Annotated in this window: 18 protein-coding genes and 1 tRNA gene; 10 read left to right on the top strand and 9 right to left on the bottom strand. The window is 63.6% G+C overall.

What is annotated here, in order from left to right; all coding sequences use genetic code 11:
* Positions 1-66 precede the first annotated feature (66 nt).
* The 6 genes from D7S86_RS05245 to D7S86_RS05220 all read left to right on the top strand — a co-directional run bounded on the left by D7S86_RS05245 (position 67) and on the right by D7S86_RS05220 (position 5,947).
* The gene (locus D7S86_RS05245) at positions 67-864 is read left to right on the top strand and encodes an HpcH/HpaI aldolase family protein (RefSeq protein ID WP_121084033.1); all 798 of its coding nucleotides are present in this window, start codon (positions 67-69) and stop codon (positions 862-864) included.
* Positions 864-2,327: an MmgE/PrpD family protein gene (locus tag D7S86_RS05240; RefSeq protein WP_121084031.1), complete on the top strand. Its 1,464-nt coding sequence runs from the start codon at positions 864-866 to the stop codon at positions 2,325-2,327. The genes D7S86_RS05245 and D7S86_RS05240 overlap by 1 nt, the downstream gene beginning before the upstream one ends.
* 48 nt (positions 2,328-2,375) lie before the next feature.
* Positions 2,376-3,677, top strand: a complete 1,302-nt coding sequence (locus D7S86_RS05235) for an NAD(P)/FAD-dependent oxidoreductase (protein ID WP_121084029.1) — start codon at positions 2,376-2,378, stop codon at positions 3,675-3,677.
* Positions 3,598-4,029 (top strand): non-heme iron oxygenase ferredoxin subunit, encoded by a 432-nt coding sequence (locus D7S86_RS05230; RefSeq protein WP_121084027.1) that lies wholly within the window; start codon positions 3,598-3,600, stop codon positions 4,027-4,029. Before D7S86_RS05235 ends, D7S86_RS05230 begins: the two co-directional genes overlap by 80 nt.
* A complete protein-coding gene (locus D7S86_RS05225) occupies positions 4,022-5,023 on the top strand; it encodes a D-2-hydroxyacid dehydrogenase (RefSeq protein ID WP_121084025.1) in 1,002 nt (333 codons plus the stop codon). Before D7S86_RS05230 ends, D7S86_RS05225 begins: the two co-directional genes overlap by 8 nt.
* A gap of 69 nt (positions 5,024-5,092) precedes the next feature.
* Positions 5,093-5,947 (top strand): fumarylacetoacetate hydrolase family protein, encoded by an 855-nt coding sequence (locus D7S86_RS05220; RefSeq protein WP_121084023.1) that lies wholly within the window; start codon positions 5,093-5,095, stop codon positions 5,945-5,947.
* Positions 5,948-5,977: 30 nt separating this feature from the next.
* Here the strand turns inward: D7S86_RS05220 and D7S86_RS05215 are convergent, their stop codons facing one another.
* The 4 genes from D7S86_RS05215 to D7S86_RS05200 all read right to left on the bottom strand — a co-directional run bounded on the left by D7S86_RS05215 (position 5,978) and on the right by D7S86_RS05200 (position 8,659).
* On the bottom strand, positions 5,978-6,757 hold the full coding sequence (locus D7S86_RS05215; RefSeq protein WP_121084021.1) for a GntR family transcriptional regulator: 780 nt from the start codon (positions 6,755-6,757) through the stop codon (positions 5,978-5,980).
* A 604-nt stretch (positions 6,758-7,361) separates the two neighbouring features.
* Positions 7,362-7,664 carry a type II toxin-antitoxin system YafQ family toxin gene (locus D7S86_RS05210; protein WP_121084019.1) on the bottom strand — a complete coding sequence of 101 codons (303 nt, stop codon included), beginning with the start codon at positions 7,662-7,664 and terminating at the stop codon, positions 7,362-7,364.
* The gene (locus tag D7S86_RS05205) at positions 7,642-7,920 is read right to left on the bottom strand and encodes a type II toxin-antitoxin system RelB/DinJ family antitoxin (protein WP_121084017.1); all 279 of its coding nucleotides are present in this window, start codon (positions 7,918-7,920) and stop codon (positions 7,642-7,644) included. The genes D7S86_RS05210 and D7S86_RS05205 overlap by 23 nt, the downstream gene beginning before the upstream one ends.
* Before the next feature lie 397 nt (positions 7,921-8,317).
* Complete coding sequence (locus tag D7S86_RS05200; RefSeq protein ID WP_147432234.1) at positions 8,318-8,659, bottom strand: hypothetical protein; 342 nt, start codon at positions 8,657-8,659, stop codon at positions 8,318-8,320.
* A 217-nt stretch (positions 8,660-8,876) separates the two neighbouring features.
* Between D7S86_RS05200 and D7S86_RS05195 the strand changes: the two genes are divergently transcribed.
* Positions 8,877-8,951: transfer RNA gene (locus D7S86_RS05195), tRNA-Arg, on the top strand.
* 108 nt (positions 8,952-9,059) lie between these two features.
* Here D7S86_RS05195 and D7S86_RS05190 read toward each other — a convergent pair.
* Together D7S86_RS05190 and D7S86_RS05185 are read right to left on the bottom strand one after the other, a co-directional pair.
* Positions 9,060-9,728 (bottom strand): LuxR family transcriptional regulator, encoded by a 669-nt coding sequence (locus D7S86_RS05190; protein ID WP_240647985.1) that lies wholly within the window; start codon positions 9,726-9,728, stop codon positions 9,060-9,062.
* A 644-nt stretch (positions 9,729-10,372) separates the two neighbouring features.
* Complete coding sequence (locus tag D7S86_RS05185; RefSeq protein ID WP_121084013.1) at positions 10,373-10,555, bottom strand: hypothetical protein; 183 nt, start codon at positions 10,553-10,555, stop codon at positions 10,373-10,375.
* Between the two features lie 804 nt (positions 10,556-11,359).
* Between D7S86_RS05185 and hfq the strand changes: the two genes are divergently transcribed.
* Positions 11,360-11,671 (top strand): RNA chaperone Hfq, encoded by a 312-nt coding sequence (gene hfq, locus D7S86_RS05175; RefSeq protein ID WP_121084009.1) that lies wholly within the window; start codon positions 11,360-11,362, stop codon positions 11,669-11,671.
* A 104-nt stretch (positions 11,672-11,775) separates the two neighbouring features.
* Here hfq and D7S86_RS05170 read toward each other — a convergent pair whose 3' ends face one another.
* A complete protein-coding gene (locus tag D7S86_RS05170) occupies positions 11,776-12,327 on the bottom strand; it encodes an OmpA family protein (RefSeq protein ID WP_158601859.1) in 552 nt (183 codons plus the stop codon).
* A gap of 451 nt (positions 12,328-12,778) precedes the next feature.
* Here D7S86_RS05170 and D7S86_RS05165 point away from each other — a divergent pair, with 451 nt between their 5' ends.
* Both D7S86_RS05165 and fumC read left to right on the top strand, forming a co-directional pair.
* Positions 12,779-14,518: a phospholipase D-like domain-containing protein gene (locus tag D7S86_RS05165; RefSeq protein WP_240647984.1), complete on the top strand. Its 1,740-nt coding sequence runs from the start codon at positions 12,779-12,781 to the stop codon at positions 14,516-14,518.
* Positions 14,519-14,695: 177 nt separating this feature from the next.
* Positions 14,696-16,093 carry a class II fumarate hydratase gene (gene fumC, locus D7S86_RS05160; RefSeq protein WP_121084005.1) on the top strand — a complete coding sequence of 466 codons (1,398 nt, stop codon included), beginning with the start codon at positions 14,696-14,698 and terminating at the stop codon, positions 16,091-16,093.
* Positions 16,094-16,183: 90 nt separating this feature from the next.
* Here the strand turns inward: fumC and D7S86_RS05155 are convergent, their stop codons facing one another.
* Both D7S86_RS05155 and D7S86_RS05150 read right to left on the bottom strand, forming a co-directional pair.
* Positions 16,184-16,741, bottom strand: a complete 558-nt coding sequence (locus tag D7S86_RS05155) for an acyl-CoA thioesterase (RefSeq protein WP_121084003.1) — start codon at positions 16,739-16,741, stop codon at positions 16,184-16,186.
* Between the two features lie 88 nt (positions 16,742-16,829).
* Entirely contained in the window at positions 16,830-17,009 is a 180-nt protein-coding gene (locus D7S86_RS05150; RefSeq protein ID WP_121084001.1) for a hypothetical protein, read from the bottom strand.
* Positions 17,010-17,109 lie beyond the last annotated feature (100 nt).

The following is a 17,109-nucleotide window of genomic DNA, read 5'->3' as shown; positions in this document are numbered from 1 at the left end:
GCACCGATTCGCGCGACGCGGCGGACCGCCTCGACGCCCGCCTTTCTTTAGAAACGGAGACACTCCATGTATGCAACGAAGCTGCGCGACAAGTGGCGCGAAGGTCATCCGGCCTTCGGCTTCTGGGCGGCGCTCTCGTCCCCCTTCGCCGCCGAGCTGATGTCCATCGCCGGGATCGACTACGTGTGTGTCGACCAGCAGCACGGACTCGCCGATCAACACGACGCGCTCGCGATGTTCACCGCCGTGCAGGCGCGCGGCGCGGTCCCGATCACGCGGGTGCCCGCGAATCAGCCGTGGATGATCGGTAAAGCGCTCGACGCGGGCGCGCAAGGCGTGGTGGTTCCGCTGATCAACACGCGCGAGGAAGCCGAGGCGGCCGTCGCGGCCTGCCGGTATCCGCCGCATGGCACGCGCTCGTTCGGCCCGGTGCGCGCCGCCGTCGTCGGCGGGATGAAGGACAACGTCAAGCTCGCCGAATCGGTGCTGTGCATCGTGATGGTCGAAACGCGCGAGGGCCTCGCGAATATCGATGCGATCGCGAGCACGCCGGGTCTCGACGGCATCTATGTCGGCCCCGCCGATCTCGCGCTCGGCCTCGGCCTCCCGCCCGATCTCGACAAGACCGAACCCGAACACGTAACGGCCGTGCAAAGCATCCTCGACGCGTGCAAGCGTCATGGCATCGTGGCCGGCATTCAGTGTCACTCGGGCAAGAGCGGACGCGCGTATGCCGCGCGCGGCTTCGGCTTCGTGACGATCGCCAAGGACACGGCGATGCTGCAGAAGGCCGCGCGCAACGAACTGCAACTGGCCACGGTCGGCGACGATGCGGCGCGCGACGAACACGTGGGGTACACGTGATGTCGGCGACCACCGAAAACGCCTCGCCCGACCGCCTGCTCGGCGCGCTGGCGACGTATGTCGTGCAGGCGCCCGGCACGCTCGACGCGGCCGCGAGCCGCGCCGCCCGATTGGCGATCGCGGATACCGTCGCGGTCGCGCTCGGCGCGTTGCCGCATCGTCCCGCGCAGCTCGCGCGACGCTACGCGCGACACTATGCCGTCCCGACCGGCGCGACCCTCTGGGGAACCGGGCAGCGCGTGCTGCCGGAGACCGCCGCGCTCGTCAACGGCGTCCCGTTGCGCGGCTTCGATTACAACGACATCTATGCCTCGGTCAGCGGCGGTCATCCGAGCGACATGATTCCCGGCCTGATCGCGCTCGCCGAATGGTTCGATCTTTCGGGGCGGCGCGTGCTCGACGCGCTCGCGGTCGGTTATGAAATCGCCGTCGATCTGTTCGACACGTTCGCGATCAAGCAGCACGGATGGGACTATCCGACGTTGACCGCGATCGCCGCCGCGTGCGCGGTCGCGCGTCTGCTGCGCCTCGACGAGGCCGAAACGCGCGCGTCGCTCGCGATTGCGCTGACATCGCACTTCGCGAGCGACGAGGCCGAATCGAACGAACTCAACACGCGCGGCGACCTCACGATGTGGAAGCGTTTCAACGGCAGCAACGCGACGCGCCAAGCGATCTTCGCCGCGCTGCTGGCGCGCGAGGGCGTCGAAGGCGTCGTGCGGCCGTTCGAGGGCCGATGCGGCCTGCTCGCCAAGGTGCCGACCGGCGACGCCGCGCTCGCGACGCTGTTCGAACGCCTGACGCCGGGACACGCGCTGCAGCGCGTGAGCGCCGTGTCGTTCAAGCGCTGGCCCGTCGGCTCGCGCGGGCAAAGCGCGATTCAAGCGGCATTGCAGGCGCGCGCGGCAATCGGCGATATCGCTCGCGTCGCGCAGGTCAGGATCTCGACGGACCGTTCCGTGTTCGAGCATCTGGTCACGAAACGCAGCGATCCGTGGCATCCCGATTCGCGCGAGACGGCCGACCATTCGCTGCCCTATATCGTGGCGACCGCGCTGCTCGACGGTTACGTCCACGTGTCGTCGTTCGACGTCGCGAAGGTCCGCGATCCCGAGCGTCAACGCTTTCTCAACGAGCGGCTTTCCGTCGAGGTGTCGGAGGCGTTGAGCGTCGGCGCGCAAGGCGGATTTCCGACGCGCGTCGAACTGTTCGACACGGACGGCCGCCGCTTCGTCGGCGAGGCGAAGGCGCCCCCAGGACATCCGTTGCAGCCGTTCAGCGATGCGGACATGGAAACCAAGTTCCTCGAAAACGTCGCGCCGCTGTTCGGCGGCGCGGCCGCACGCGAGATCTTCGACACGATCCGGTCCTTCGAGGACTTGACCCATGTGCGCGACCTGACGTCGCGACTCGTCGTCGCGGACACATCGAAGATCGATTCGGACGAGGCCACGATTGCATAGCCGCGCACAGGCCGGATCGCGGTGCAGATACAGGAGTCGGACAAGCGAATGAGCGGACATCATCACGTCGCGATCGTGGGCGCGGGACAAGCGGCCGCGCGCTGCGCGGCGTTTCTCAGGGACAGCGGATTCGAAGGCGCGATCACAGTGATCGGCGACGAACCGGAATTGCCGTACGAGCGGCCCGCGCTATCGAAGGACACGCTCACGGGCACGCCGGAGATCGGCAAGCTGCACGTCTTCGAACCCGCGTTCTATCGGAACCAGCGCATCGACGTTCTGACCGGCACGCACGTCGACAACCTCGACGCGCACGCCAAGACCGTCACGCTGCACGACGGTGGCCGGCTCACCTACGATCGTCTCGTCCTCGCGACCGGATCGCGTGCGCGCACGCTCTCGATACCGGGGCTCGGCGACACCCCCGTGCTGACGCTGCGCAGTTTCGCGGACGCGCTGCGGATTCGCGCGCTGTTGCAGCCGGGCATCCGGCTCGTCATTCTGGGCGGCGGCTTTATCGGACTCGAAGTCGCGGCCAGCGCCGCCTGCCTTGGCTGCGCCGTGACCGTCGTCGAAGCGGGCGCGCGCGTGATGGGGCGTGTCGTCAGCGATCTCACGGGCCGATGGGTCACCGACGTTCACCGCGCACGCGGCGTGGCCGTGAAAACAGGCTGCGCGGTGGTCGGCGCCAGCCCGTGCGCCGACGGCGCCGTGCGCGTCTTGCTCGATGACGGAACGCAGCTCGAAGCCGATGCGATCATCGTCGGCGTGGGCGGCGAAGCGAATATGGCGCTCGCGCAACATGCGGGACTCGCATGCGGTAACGGCATTCACGTCGATGAGCGATGCCGCACGAGCGCGCCCGACGTGTTCGCGATCGGCGACGTGGCGAGCCAGTTCAATCCGCTGTACGGGACGCGTTTGCGGCTCGAATCGTGGGACAACGCGGAACGGCAGGCCGAGATCGGCGCCGCCGCGCTGCTCGATACGTTGAATCATGCGCCGCGGCTGCGTGCGGACGCTCGGCTGCCCGACGGGTTCGCCACCGACGCGCGGACGATTCCGTGGTTCTGGACGGACCAGTACGACGTGAACGTGCAGATCGTCGGACGCACGGCGGCATCCGATCGCGTCATCGTGCGCGGCGATCGCGCGGACGGCGCATTCATCGTCTTCCACTTCATCGGCTCGCGGCTCGTCGGCGCGGAGCTCATCAATTCCGGCCGCGATCGACGCGCCGTCCGGGAGCTGGTCGCGCTGGGCCACGCCGATGAAGCCGCGCTCGGCGACGTGCAGATCCCCCTTAAAAATCTATCCGCCGCGTATCGCTCGTCCGCAACGAGCCGGTAGGCGCGCACTTCTGGAGCTTCACATGTCGTGGTGTCCCGTTGCACATATCGATTCAGTCATGGAAGGCGAAGCGACGTGCGTGGTCGCTGAAGGCGAGCCGCTCGCGCTCTACAGAATCGGCGAGGCGGTCTATGCCACGCACGATATCTGCACCCATGCGCACGCGCATCTGTCCGAGGGATTCGTGAATGGCGATTGCGTCGAATGTCCGCTGCACGAAGGGGTTTTTCACATTCCCACGGGACGTCCGATATCGGGTCCCGTCCGCGTGCCGTTGCGCGTCTATCCGGTCAAGGTGGAGGGCGATCAAGTGTTCGTCCAGTTGAGCGGCGAGGACGCAGAGCATGGATAAGCATGCGCCCGGTGTCGTTTTCCTCGATCGCGCGAGCGTCGACGCCGAGCTGCGTCCGCTGTCGTTCGCGCATCGCTGGGCGTCGTACAACAATACGCGCGTCGATCAGATCGTCGATCGCGCGCGCGAGGCGACCGTCGTCATCACGAACAAGGTGCCGTTGCGCGCCGCCACGCTCGCGGCGTTGCCCGCGTTGCGCATGATCGCCGTGGCCGCGACGGGCACCGACATCATCGATCGAGATGCGTGCGCGGCGCGCGGCATCGTGATCGCCAACGTACGCGACTACGCGACCGCGTCGGTACCCGAGCATACGTTCGCGCTGATCCTCGCGCTGCGCCGCCAACTGCTCGCGTATCACGCCGACGTACGCGGCGGAAAGTGGCAGAAGTCCGAGCGTTTCTGTCTGCTCGACCATCCGATTGCCGATCTCGCGGGCAGCCGGCTCGGCATCATCGGTTTGGGTTCGCTGGGTCGTGCCGTGGCCGCCTTGGGGCACGCGTTCGGCATGGACGTATGCGCGCTGCAGTCGCGGCACGCGGCGGCGGACGATGCGCCGGCCGAACCGGTGACGCGTCTGCCGCTGCGCGAGCTGCTCGCGACATCCGATGTCGTCTCGCTGCATATGCCGCTGACGGAACACACGCGTCATATGATCGGCCGCGACGAACTCGCGATCATGAAGCGCAGCGCGCTGCTGATCAACACCGCGCGAGGCGGCCTCGTCGATGAAGTCGCGTTGGCTGCCGCGCTCGAACGCGGGACGATCGCCGGGGCCGGCTTCGATGTGCTCGAAGTCGAGCCGCCGCCCGACGGTCATCCGTTGACGACCTCGACCTTGCCGAATCTTCTCGTGACGCCGCACACGGCGTGGGCGAGCCGGCAGGCGATGCAGCGGCTCGCGGACCAACTGATACTGAACATCGAACAGTTCATGTCCGCGCACGATCCCGCATCGCATTCGTCATCGAACGGCGTGTCGTTGTCTTCCTAGCGAGATCTCCGTCGGAGGAGACTCGAATTCAGCGCTATCGCGCATATCCAGACGTAGAAAGGAGCACGGATGAAACTTGTGCGATTCGGCCCCGTGGGCATGGAACGCCCCGGCATGATCGATGAGCAGGGTCGCTTGCGCGATCTGAGCGCGGTCGTCGGCGATATCGAAGGCCGCACGATCGGCCCGGAGGCACTCGATCGGCTGCGCGCGCTCGACGTGTCGGGCTTGCCCGTCATCGACGATGCGGTCCGCTTGGGCGTGCCTGTCGCGAACGTCGGCAAGATCGTCGCGATCGGGCTCAACTACACGGACCACGCGAAGGAAGCGGGTCGGCCGATTCCCGAAGAGCCCGTGGTGTTCATGAAGGCGACGACATCGCTTTGCGGGGCGTACGACGACACGATCAAGCCGCGGCAATCGATCAAACTCGATTGGGAAGTCGAGCTCGGCATCGTGATCGGCACGCTTGCGCGCAGTGTGAGTGAGTCGCAGGCGTTGTCGCACGTCGCCGGGTACTGTCTCGTCAACGACGTCTCCGAGCGTCACTTCCAGAACGAGCGAGGCGGCACGTGGGACAAGGGCAAGAGCTTCGATACGTTCTGCCCGGTCGGTCCGTGGCTCGTCACGCCGGATGAGATCGGCGACCCGCAGAATCTGGCGATGCGGCTCGACGTCAACGGCAAGCGCATGCAAACGGGATCGACGGCGAACATGATTTTCGCGTGTGCGACGTTGATTCGTTACGTCAGCGAAGTGATGACGCTGATGCCCGGCGACATCCTGATCACGGGTACGCCGCCGGGTGTGGGGCTGGGCATGAAGCCGCCGGTGTTTCTCCATGTCGGCGATGTCGTGACGCTGGGCATCGACGGGCTCGGGGAACAACGGCAAACGATCGTCGCGGATACGCGCGGCGCCTGACGAGCGCCTCGTCAGGCTCGGTCATATTAGTCAGGCTGCGGCCTTCCGGTAGCCGCCCGACGGCGGCCTCGGATCCATGCCGGCCATATCGGCCGCGGCGCCTGGCGAATTGGTCTGGAGCGCGAGCTTGAGCGCCTGACGGAGGGCGCGCGGCTCGTAGCTGGGATCGATGCTGCCGATCACGGCCAATGCGTTGCGTGCGAGCTGCCGGCTTGTCGCGTGAATCGCGCGCGGCACGCTTTTCTCTTCGAAGGCTTTGTAGACCTCGATGTGTTCGGCTTCCGAGTCGAGCCACGATTGCGGCGCCGAGCGCATATGGAGGCGTCTGACGCGCTCCGAACGCGAGCGGCAGTCGGCGATCGACGCTTGAATGATCGGACCGGCGTGTTTGACGAGCAAGTTGTGAAACTGGACGTGATAGCGCGCCCACTCTTCCGACGTGCCGGCACGGAGTGGCGAATGTGCGTTCATGGCGTCGAGGGTGGCCTTGAGTTCGGCGATTTCCTCGGCTGATGCGACGGGTATCGTCATCGCGACGCCGAGCGACTGCATCAGAATCCACGTGGCGTAGACGGAATCGACTTCATCGGAGGTCACGCTCGTGACGCGTGTCCGGTGCTTGAACTGCGCTTCGGCGAGCCCTTCGGCCTCGAGCATGCGCAGTGCCTCGCGCACGGGCGTGCGGCTCACGCCATACGAACGGGCGATATGCACCTGATTGAGGACATCGCCGGGCGCCAACGCGCCGCTCAGGATTTCCTGACGCAGCATTTCGTAGACGTTGTGTAGATCGCCGGTGATCGGTTTCATGTCGATACGCTTTCCAAGCTATTTGACGCGCGGTGCGCTCAGCGGGCCGATTTCGCGCGCTCGCGCCGTCGCGCTCTCGTTGACGCACGGATGTCGCACGATGTCGCGGCCGGGTAGACGGCCTGGGCTCGGCGGACAGAAGACATGGGGTCGAGCCGACGCTATCAGAGCGATCCCGCCCGTCTGCCGAGATGGGTACGCGACATCGCGTTTTTCTATTGAATTGGGCGTAGATCACGCCCCACATGCGGTGGATGAGAATAACACGGCGTGAGCGGCTACACAGCGGCACGGCGCGTCGCTTTCACGCGTGGTTCAAGCATACCGTTTGGCCGGTTTTTATTTTTTGCGCCATGTCATGTCGCCGTGTGTCGGGTTCGAGAAACGTCGGGGGCACGGCCGATCGTCGCGGGTCGGTCGCACGAGACACGCGGGTGATGGCGAAGCGTGTCATGGTGAGCGCGGAAGCGCGTGTGCGGGGCGTGCTCTGCCGCAAAACGTCCGAAATGTCTTTGCTATAGGGCCCCAATACGTTCACCGCAGCAGTCCACGCTACTTGATCTCTGACTGTGAAATGAAAGTACTGTCGAACCCTAGGATTGTTCTATTCAAACAGATCGGCATGCGTGCCAGCTCTGACAAAGATTACCTCTTCCTCTGTCACACGATAAATCAGTAAGAAATCACCACCAACATGGCAATCTCGGTGATTGATCCAAGGGCCTTGCAAGGGATGATCCAAATACTCAGCGGGAAGCGGTCCATTGTTCGCAATCAACAGCAACATGGTCTCTTTCAGACGCTGCAAGTTGAACTTGCCCGAATGTTCAAGTCGCTTCCAATCCTTCAGAAATTGCTTTGTGTAATCAAACTGACGGGGCGGGTTAGCCTTCTTTGTCAAGCTCATCAAACATTTCCTTGCTTGACCGACGGCGCGCGCGTCCGCTCATTTCGTCGGACTCGCGAAGTGCCTGTGAGGTAATCTCGTTGGGAATACGGACCTCAAAAGGCAAACCGCGAGTGACGACGACTTGGCGAAGGAAGAGACGCACCGCGTCCGACAGCGTCAAACCGTTTTCGGCCAGAACGCGAGTGGCATCTTCTTTGAGTTCAGGTTCGATGCGCGCACGCACATCAGTCGATTTAATCGGTAGGGTCAACATGGAGGGGCCTCACAGGTTCAGCATGCTTCTGCGACTCTGCCATCCTCGACCAAAACGTCTCCGGTGTAACACCGGACGTCGGGCAAGTCGCGCTTCCGCTAGTGTAGCTACGTTGTAGCAACACTGCAAACTGACTCCGAGCCATCGAGCATCGAGCATCGAGCATCGAGCATCGAGCATCGAGCATCGAAGATCCTATAGCGTCGGTAGTTCCTCCAGGAGCCGTCCAACGAGAGCCATTCGTGCGAAATTTCGGATTCAACGCCAGATTTTTCCGACGACACGATCTCGAACGGCCAATTGACGAGTTCAGAGCAACCGCAGTTCCAACGCCTCTGAGCAAATTCGCGTGATCTACGGCATACGATTGATCCACCCGGTTTTGACACTTTCCGGCCTACATGCGCGCCCGCGCAAAACGCACGATATCTTGCGTGGATAGCCTCGCCGCGATGGTCTTGCCAAGCGCGTCATCGAGCCGATTGAGCACGTAGTGTTCGTTGCTTTTCGGGGCAACGGGACGGCCGGAATTCGCGCGCGCTTCGCGATAGGCTGCGATCAGCACCTTGAGGGTAGTGGACGGCTCGCAAGCCACCCCCGAACCGTTGTCGATCTCGACTTCACGCTCGCGCGCCCACTGCTCTGCAGCGCCTTTTGTCCGGAACGTCTTTGCTATACTCTGCCCTCGCTTGCGGATCTGAGCGCGCCAGCGATTGCCGACCTGGAGGATGGATGCCATGTCGTGCGCTTCCGAAAACTGTAGCAGTGCCAGATCACTTGGAACGGCTACAGCGAGGTTTTGTAGCAAATCTGTAGCAGTGACGACCTGAAACACTGCTACACGATGCTACACAGCGCGTCATTTAGGAGGATGCGCCGAAACCCGGAAACGCTTGTGGGATAAGGCCGAAGCTTGATTTGTCGAGGCTTCGGTCTACGCTGTGACGAAGGGTCCTCTCCCCGTAGTTCAATGGATAGAACAAGTGCCTCCTAAGCGCTAGATACAGGTTCGATTCCTGTCGGGGGGACCACGAGAGCCGCGTCATAAAAAAGCCCGCTTCGCGCGGGCTTTCGTCTATTCAATATCCGGCATCTCGCGCCACGAGCACGCTTGGCAAACTCGTCAACCCCACCCTGCTTCACGTACCCGGATCCGCAAGCCCGACCAGGCTCCGCATACACAGACTCATCAAGCCCGCGCGACTCCGGACCTTGAGTTTGCGGAAAATCCCCGTGACGTAGAAATGCGTCGTCGACTTCGCAAGACCGAGTTGCTCCGCAATTTCCTTCTCACTCGCCTCGGTCAACAAAAGCTGCAGCACCCTACGCTCATAAGGCGCCAGCCCCTCGATCAACGCATTCGACACGACAAGCTCGCCCACCGTCAGCATCGGCGATCGAAGCCCGCTCACATCCCGCGCGACCCCGACACGCAATCGACGCGTCGCCATCCACCGCGCCGACCACGATAAATGGACATCGGTCCCATTCTTGTGCCCGTAACGATTCTGAAACCCGAATCTCGGACGCCCCGACAACACCGCCGCCGCCTCACGCTCCGTACGACCTCGATCCCCAGCAATCACCAAATCCATGATGCGCTGCTCGATCAATTCCGATTGACCGTACCCCAATATCTCGCTGCACGCCGTATTCGCAAATCGGATGACCCCCGATTCGTCGACGAGAAACACCATGTCCGGCAGCGTGTCGATAAATTCAAATGCGAAATCCTCGCCGCCGAATGCAAAGGCTTTACCGATGTTTTCGCTTTCTATTGGTTTCACGATCTCGACGCCCCAATCCACTGAAAACCCACTGCACGGCCCATGCCGATCGCCCCGATTCGAACGGCGCCTTGCACCGCCTTTCGCGCATGTGCCACACACCTCGCGCACGTTCGATTCGGCCGTCATTCCCGCCATCCGCGAAGGACGCGCTTATTCCAAAACAGCTTCGCCAAAGATTACCCGAAAAGTCGATCCGTGAACGGGGTCGAGCCCTTCCGACTCGTATCGGCTAGGCGCGGAATCGCGATCGAACCCGGACCATGACGCACTGAACGGATGACGTCCCGCACATCCACGAGATCGCGCATTGGGCATTCCGCCGGAAATCGCATGTGTTATCCCACCTGAAATTCCGCTTGAAATTCCAATCGATGTAGGTCCACACAAGAAAGAGAATGAAAGCGCGTGGAAAGATGCGTCAGGACCCTCGGACGCATCGATAGAAACGAACACCGGCCAGCCACTCGCCGGGCAGCGCGCCCGTACCCCCGAGTCCGTCCGCGAATACGGCATGTCAAACCAAGCGCCCCGCGGATGATGCATCGCAAGCCGCACGGCGTCGCAAACACGTGTATTCAACTGCGCGTATCCCGCATCGGCCGATTGCCGATCAGCAAAACGTCATGCAAAGACAACGCAAAACACCATACCGCCGTAGACCCTCAGGTCGACAACACCTCGCGCGGCGCATGATTACCCGTCTTGTTCGATTTGAACGCCTTGACCTCGCCCCGGCACAGATGCGTCGCATCGCGTCGGCACGTCGGCACGCCGTGCGTCGACGGCAACGCGACGAACGTAATAAACACCGACGCGCAAAGCGTCACGGCTGCGACGTGTTGCATGTCCCAGCGGGAAAGGCCCTTAATCATGGCGGAACCGAAAAGATCACCGATATATGTGCGTTTACGTCCGCGCGCGGCCAGACTTTAACTAAACAGCGCTTCGAACATGAACTTTTGATGGCGTCTCTCTTTTATCCCGATTCATCTGAGTAAAAACCCGCACCGCGCGATGTTGTCATCGTGAACGCAAGCGCCCATCCCTGGCGAACGCGCCCATGCCCTGCCGCCCGCGCGCCATCGCCATCGCCATCGACGGCGCCGCGCGGTGCCGAAACCGCATCCATGCGTCATGGGTGCTTCGACAGGTGCGATGCCGCCGCCCGCTTCCCCATCCACGAATGCGGAAATCGATCGAATCCAAAGACATCCGAATCAATCGTCGCGTCACCGCGTCTCCGACGTCGGTGGTACGGTCATCGCACGCCACAACGTGAGCTCGGCACCGACGCCCATCACGAACACGTCCGGCAACAGACCGCTCACACCTAAGCCGAAACCGAAATCGACGCGGATACAGATCCTTTCGCCATACCGACAATCCGACGTCGTCGGCGCGGCACGTAACGACATCCGACGTCGCCTCGCCGCGCGGCCTGTCACACGATGACGAAAGCGTTTGCGCGAGGCGATGCATGCGCGACACGCCGGAATCGTCGTTAAGAACTCCCTGAAAACGAGCCCGCGTGCGTGATGCATTCCACGCGCCGCGTCGGTCGAACAACCGTCCTCGCAACGCGATGTAAGGTACAAAGCGCAGCGCATGCGCTACCATTGCGACTGATCCGACTGTCCTGGCGCGCTTCAATGTCGACTGAAACCGAAAATACGCACCCGCAAAGCGACTTCCTCAATGCCATGCGCAAAGAGCGCAAGACCGTGCAGGTCTACCTCGTCAATGGCATTCGGCTGGTGGGACGCATCGAATCGTTCGACCAATTCGTCGTCATGCTGCAAACGCCGACCGGCGTGCAAGCCATCTACAAACGCGCGATCTCGACCGTGCAGATCGATACCGGTACACGGCCCGCGCCGCGTCCGCGCGATGAGTCGTCCTCGTCGAATCCCGTCGTATCGACGCGCAAACGTCGCCTGACGACGTCCCCGCACTCGGAATAACCCCCGCCCTATACGTGCGCCGCGCGCTTCACGCGCGCATCCGCACGGCACGCGAACCCGCGTGGTCATCGCCCGCGGCAGCGCCGCCTAAGGCGCAGCACGGCTTAAGGCGTTTGAGTCAGATGAATTTCCACGCGACGATTGCGCGCTCGGCCCGCGGCCGAGTTGTTGTCGTCGACCGGATCGGCATCGCCGCGCCCTTCAACGGTGATTCGCGATGCATCGATACCATGCGCGACGATGTACTCCGATACGCTGCGCGCTCGGTTCTTCGATAGCTCGACGTTGAAATCGGCATCGCCGCTGTTGTCCGAATACCCGATCAATTCGACCCGCACTTCGGGGTGACGGCTCAGCATCTGCGAGAGCACGTACAGCGACGGCTGCGTCCCGACCTTGATCGCGGAGCTGCCCTTGTCGAACGACGCGTCCGCGGGAAGATTGACCTTGAGCGACCCGTCGTCGAGCGTCGACGTCGTCAGCGCGGCCCCCGATGCGTCGCTCGCGAGATCGGCCTTGATCGTTTGCCATGGATCCTTGGGCGGTGTCGGGTTGACGACGGCCACAGGCTCCTTTTGCGCGCCGAAATACGAGCAGGCGCCCAACAGCGCGCTCGCCATCACCGCGACACCCATGCGCGAAAGCGTGTTCCCCAAGACCGTCCTCCCTGTTTTGCGCGAAATCGCGCAGTGCGGCGCACCGTCTGTCCCAATCGGAGCGCCGCCCCGAAAATTGCGGCTTATTTTGACACCGGGTCGCGAATAAGGAAACGTGCGACCGTTGCCAAGCTCCATGCGAGATCGCAAGCGATCGACTCGCCGGTCCCAAATTGCGCGCGCCTCTCATCTGTATAACGTCACTTCCCCGGACGCTCTTCAGGGTGACGCCGCTCTCATTTCGACAAAGAGGAAAAACATACGCACGGCACGTCGATGCCGACTGCGTTCTCCGGTCACAATTGCAGGCCGCGACGTCGATCAGGCACATCCCCGATGCGCACGACAGTCGGCATCCATCCATCGCCGACAGCTTTATCTGAAAACGGGCTCGCGCACGGGCACAGGATTTGCGGAAGCGCGATCGACCACGATATGCCGTCGAGGCTCGATGACCTACCGCCGCATGCTTTCACCGCGCTCCGAACGCCCGGACTCCGGCCAGCCTTCGATACGATCGATCGGCTTCGGCATCGAAATCGATGCCGGTGCGACGCCGCGACACGCGCGACGTCCCGCCATACTCGCACGGACGCACCGGCTGTTCGTCTATGCGTTCGCCGCGCTCTTCGCCGGCCTGCTTGGCGCGTGTGCGACCCGCCCGCCTGCAAGCGCATTCCATCGCGACGCCTCGTTCGCGATTTCGCAAGGCGAGCCCACGCACATCGGCGACGCGCTCGACGCGCGCGCCCTCTCACATCCGGGCCTGTCGGGTTTTCGTCTGCTGCGCTCGGGCTCGACCGCGCTCGAAGCGCGCCTGGCGCTCGCGAACGCCGCGCAGCGCACGCTCGACATGCAGTACTACATTGCCGACGAGGACGACACCGGAAAGCTCGTGCTCGAAGCGGCCTTACGCGCGGCCGATCGAGGCGTACGCGTGCGCATGCTCGTCGACGATCTGAATTTCAAGGATCTCGACAACGTCATGCTGACGCTCAATCACCACCCGCACATCGAAATCCGCGTCTTCAATCCGTTCGCGACGGCGGGAGAAGGCGTCTTCGCGAAGGTCGGCAACGCGATGACGCAGATGAATACGCTCACGCGCCGCATGCACAACAAAGCGCTCGTCGTCGACAACCGGATCGCGGTCGTCGGCGGCCGCAATATCGGCGACGAATACTTCGATGCGAGTCCCGACCGCGTGTTTCGCGACCTCGACGTGATCGTCGCGGGCCCGCTCGTCGCGAACGTCTCCGCGAGTTTCGACGAGTTCTGGAATAGCGACGAGGCCTATCCGCTTCGCGCGCTCAACACGACGCCGATCGACGAGGCCGACATCGCTCGCGTGCGCCAGGATCTCGGCGCGCATTGGCAACATGAGTTCGCGGATATCGGACAAAAGCCCCTCTATCAGTCCGCGCTCGCCGATCAGCTCGCGCGCGAAACGGTCGGCCTCGTCTGGGCGCGCGGCGAATTCCTCGCCGATCATCCGCGTAAGGTCGACGGCGACCCCGACTACGAAAGTCCGCCCGCCCATCGGCTCGGCGAACTCGTGCGCGCCGCGCAGCATTCGATCGATATCCTGTCGCCGTATTTCGTCCCGCACGATCGCGGTGTCGCGACGCTCAGCGCACTCAGCGAACACGGCGTGCAGGTCCGCGTCCTCACGAACTCGCTGGCCTCGACCGATGCGGTCGCGGTCCATGCGGGCTACAGCCCCTACCGTCTCCCGCTGCTGAGCGCCGGCGTCGAGCTCTTCGAATTCAAGCCCGTCGAGACGCCGGTGCACGTGGGCGGCCTCATGGGCTCGCGTTCGCGCGCGAGTCTGCACGCGAAGGCCTATGTGATCGACCGGCGCATCGCCGTGATCGGATCGATGAACCTCGATCGCCGCTCCGTCGGGCTCAATACGGAACTGACCGTCGTCATCCATTCCGCCGAAATCGCCGCGCAAGTCGAGGCGATGTTCGAGCACGCGATCGCGCCACAATCGAGCTATCAGGTCGAGCTTGCCTCGCAGGCCGAAAACGCGTTGATGAAATCGCTCGGCCACGCGCCGACCTCGCTGGTCTGGGTCACCGAAGACGACGGCATGCGCCGGACCTATGACTACGACCCCGACGCGGGTTTGTGGCGCAATGTCGAAACAGGGCTATTCTTCGTGCTGCCGGTCAAGAATCAGCTCTAAGCCGTGCACGCGCCGCGCGCGAGCACGCACCGACCCCGGCGCACCGCCGCGCGATCAGGCGATCGCTCCGCGCCAGACTGCCGCGTCCGATACCGTCCGACGCGGCGCCGGCCGGAACCGGCGCGACCCCGCGGTGCGCTTCCAAGCGATCTGTCCTTTTTGTGGAGTGCCAGCCCGATGTCTGAAGCCAACCGTTTCGAACGCGACACATTCGGTGAAATCGCCGTGCCGAACGCGCGTCTCTGGGGCGCGCAAACACAGCGCTCCCTGCAGAACTTCAAGATCTCGACCGAGAAGCAATCGCCCGAACTGATTCGCGCACTGGCCGTCATCAAGCGCGCCGCCGCCGAGGTCAATCGCACGCTCGGCGTACTCGCCTCGGACAAGGCTCAGGTGATCATCGATGCCGCGCAGGAAGTCATCGAAGGCAAGCATCCCGACGAGTTCCCGCTCGCGGTCTGGCAAACGGGCTCGGGCACGCAATCGAATATGAACCTCAACGAGGTCATCGCGAATCGCGCGAGCGAGTTGCTCGGCGGCGAACGCGGCGAAGCGCGTCTCGTGCACCCGAACGACGACGTCAATCGCGGCCAGTCGTCGAACGACGTGTTTCCGACCGCGATGCACGTCGCGAGCGCCGAAGGCATCGCAAAGCATCTGATCCCCGCGCTCAAGACGCTGCGCGACACGCTCGCCGCGAAATCGCGCGCCTTCGCCGACATCGTCAAGATCGGCCGCACGCACTTGCAGGACGCGACGCCGCTGACGCTGGGCCAGGAATTCTCGGGCTATGTCGCCCAGCTCGATCAAGGCATCCGGCACGCCGAAGCGGCCTTGCCGCACCTCTACGAACTCGCGCTCGGCGGCACGGCGGTCGGCACGGGGCTCAATGCACACCCGGAATTCGCGGCCAAGGTCGCGACCGAAATCGGCACGCTGACGCGCCTGCCGTTCGTCACGGCGCCGAACAAGTTCGAAGTGATGGCGGCGGCCGACGCGCTCGTCTTCGCGCACGGCGCGCTCAAGACGGTCGCAGCCAGCCTCATGAAGATCGCCAACGACGTGCGCTGGCTCGCGAGCGGTCCGCGCTGCGGGCTCGGCGAATTGTCGATCCCCGAGAACGAACCCGGCAGCTCGATCATGCCCGGCAAGGTCAACCCGACCCAGTCCGAGGCCGTCACGATGCTGTGCTGTCAGGTCTTCGGCAACGATGCGGCGGTCAACTTCGGCGGCGCGAGCGGCAATTTCGAGCTCAACGTTTTTCGCCCGATGATCGCCCACAACGTCCTGCAGTCGATCCGGCTGCTGACCGACGGCGCGCAGAGCTTCAACGATCATTGCGCGATCGGCATCGAGCCGAATCGCGCGCGCATCGATGCGTTGCTCAACGAGTCGCTGATGCTCGTGACCGCGCTCAACCCGCATATCGGCTATGACAAGGCCGCCAAGATCGCGAAGAAAGCGCACAAGGAAGGCACGACGCTCAAGGCCGCCGCGCTCGAACTCGGCTTCGTGACCGAAGCGCAGTTCGACGAATGGGTACGCCCCGAACAGATGGTCGGCAAGCGTGGCTGACGACCTAAGCTAGGAAATCGAGGCTAAGGAATCGATGGGACCGACGTCGCACCGGGCGGTCCCATCGCGAAGCGCGACGGTTGCCGACGCTCAGACCTTGCCCGACGCCACTTCGTCGGGCTTCATCTCGACGATCGCATCGAGCGCCGCGCGAACGTCGTGCGCGTAGCGCGCGAGACGCTTCTGCTCCTCGGTCACGGGTTCGAACGCGGGAACCGGCATCGGGCGACCATTGCTGTCGACCGCGACGAACACGACGAGGCAATCGGTCGTCATCTCGAGTTCGCCTTCCTTCGGATCGCCCGCATGGACCGATACGTGGATATGCATGCTCGTGCGGCCCGTCGCGACGATCTTCGCGCGAATCTCGACGAGATTGCCGACGTGGACCGGCCGGCGAAAACGGATATTGCCGACGCTGACCGTCACCGCATAGCGGCCCGACCACATCGCGGCGCAGGCGTACGCCGTCTCGTCGATCCACTTCATCAACGCGCCGCCGTGAACCTTGCCGCCGAAATTGACGGACGTCGGTTCGGCCAGAAAGCGAAACGTCGTCTCGGAACGATCGACGATCGTTTGGCGTAACGGCGCGCTCTTGCCGGCGCTCGACGAAGCGTCTTGTTGCTGCGCGTCTGCACGACTCATGCGGAAGCTCCAGTCTTGGTCTTGATGGGGAAAATTCGTTGTGATTCGTTGTGATTCGTTGTTATCCGGCGCTCGACGGCCGGCGCGATCAGCGCGTCACGGCGATGCCTTCATCGATGACGCCGTAAGCCTTGATGCTGCCCGTCGGCGCCGAAGCGCCGTCGGTGCCCGCTCCGCCCTGCGCGCACCCGCCGACGACGGCGGCGACGGCGACGAGCGCTGCGGCGGCCAGCACCGCGCGCGTCACACGGATCAATCTGAATTCCATGATGTTCGAACTCATACGACAAGGAAGGGCCATTCTAGCGCGCCGGTCCGGCCGGCGACGCGCTCGCGCGGCGGCGGGCCCTTTCGAACGGCGCGCGCCG

The sequence above is a fragment of the Pararobbsia silviterrae genome (genome assembly GCF_003628125.1).
Lineage (GTDB): Bacteria > Pseudomonadota > Gammaproteobacteria > Burkholderiales > Burkholderiaceae > Pararobbsia > Pararobbsia silviterrae.
Note: the sequence above shows the minus strand (reverse complement) of the source record. Positions and strands in the feature narration are given on the sequence as shown.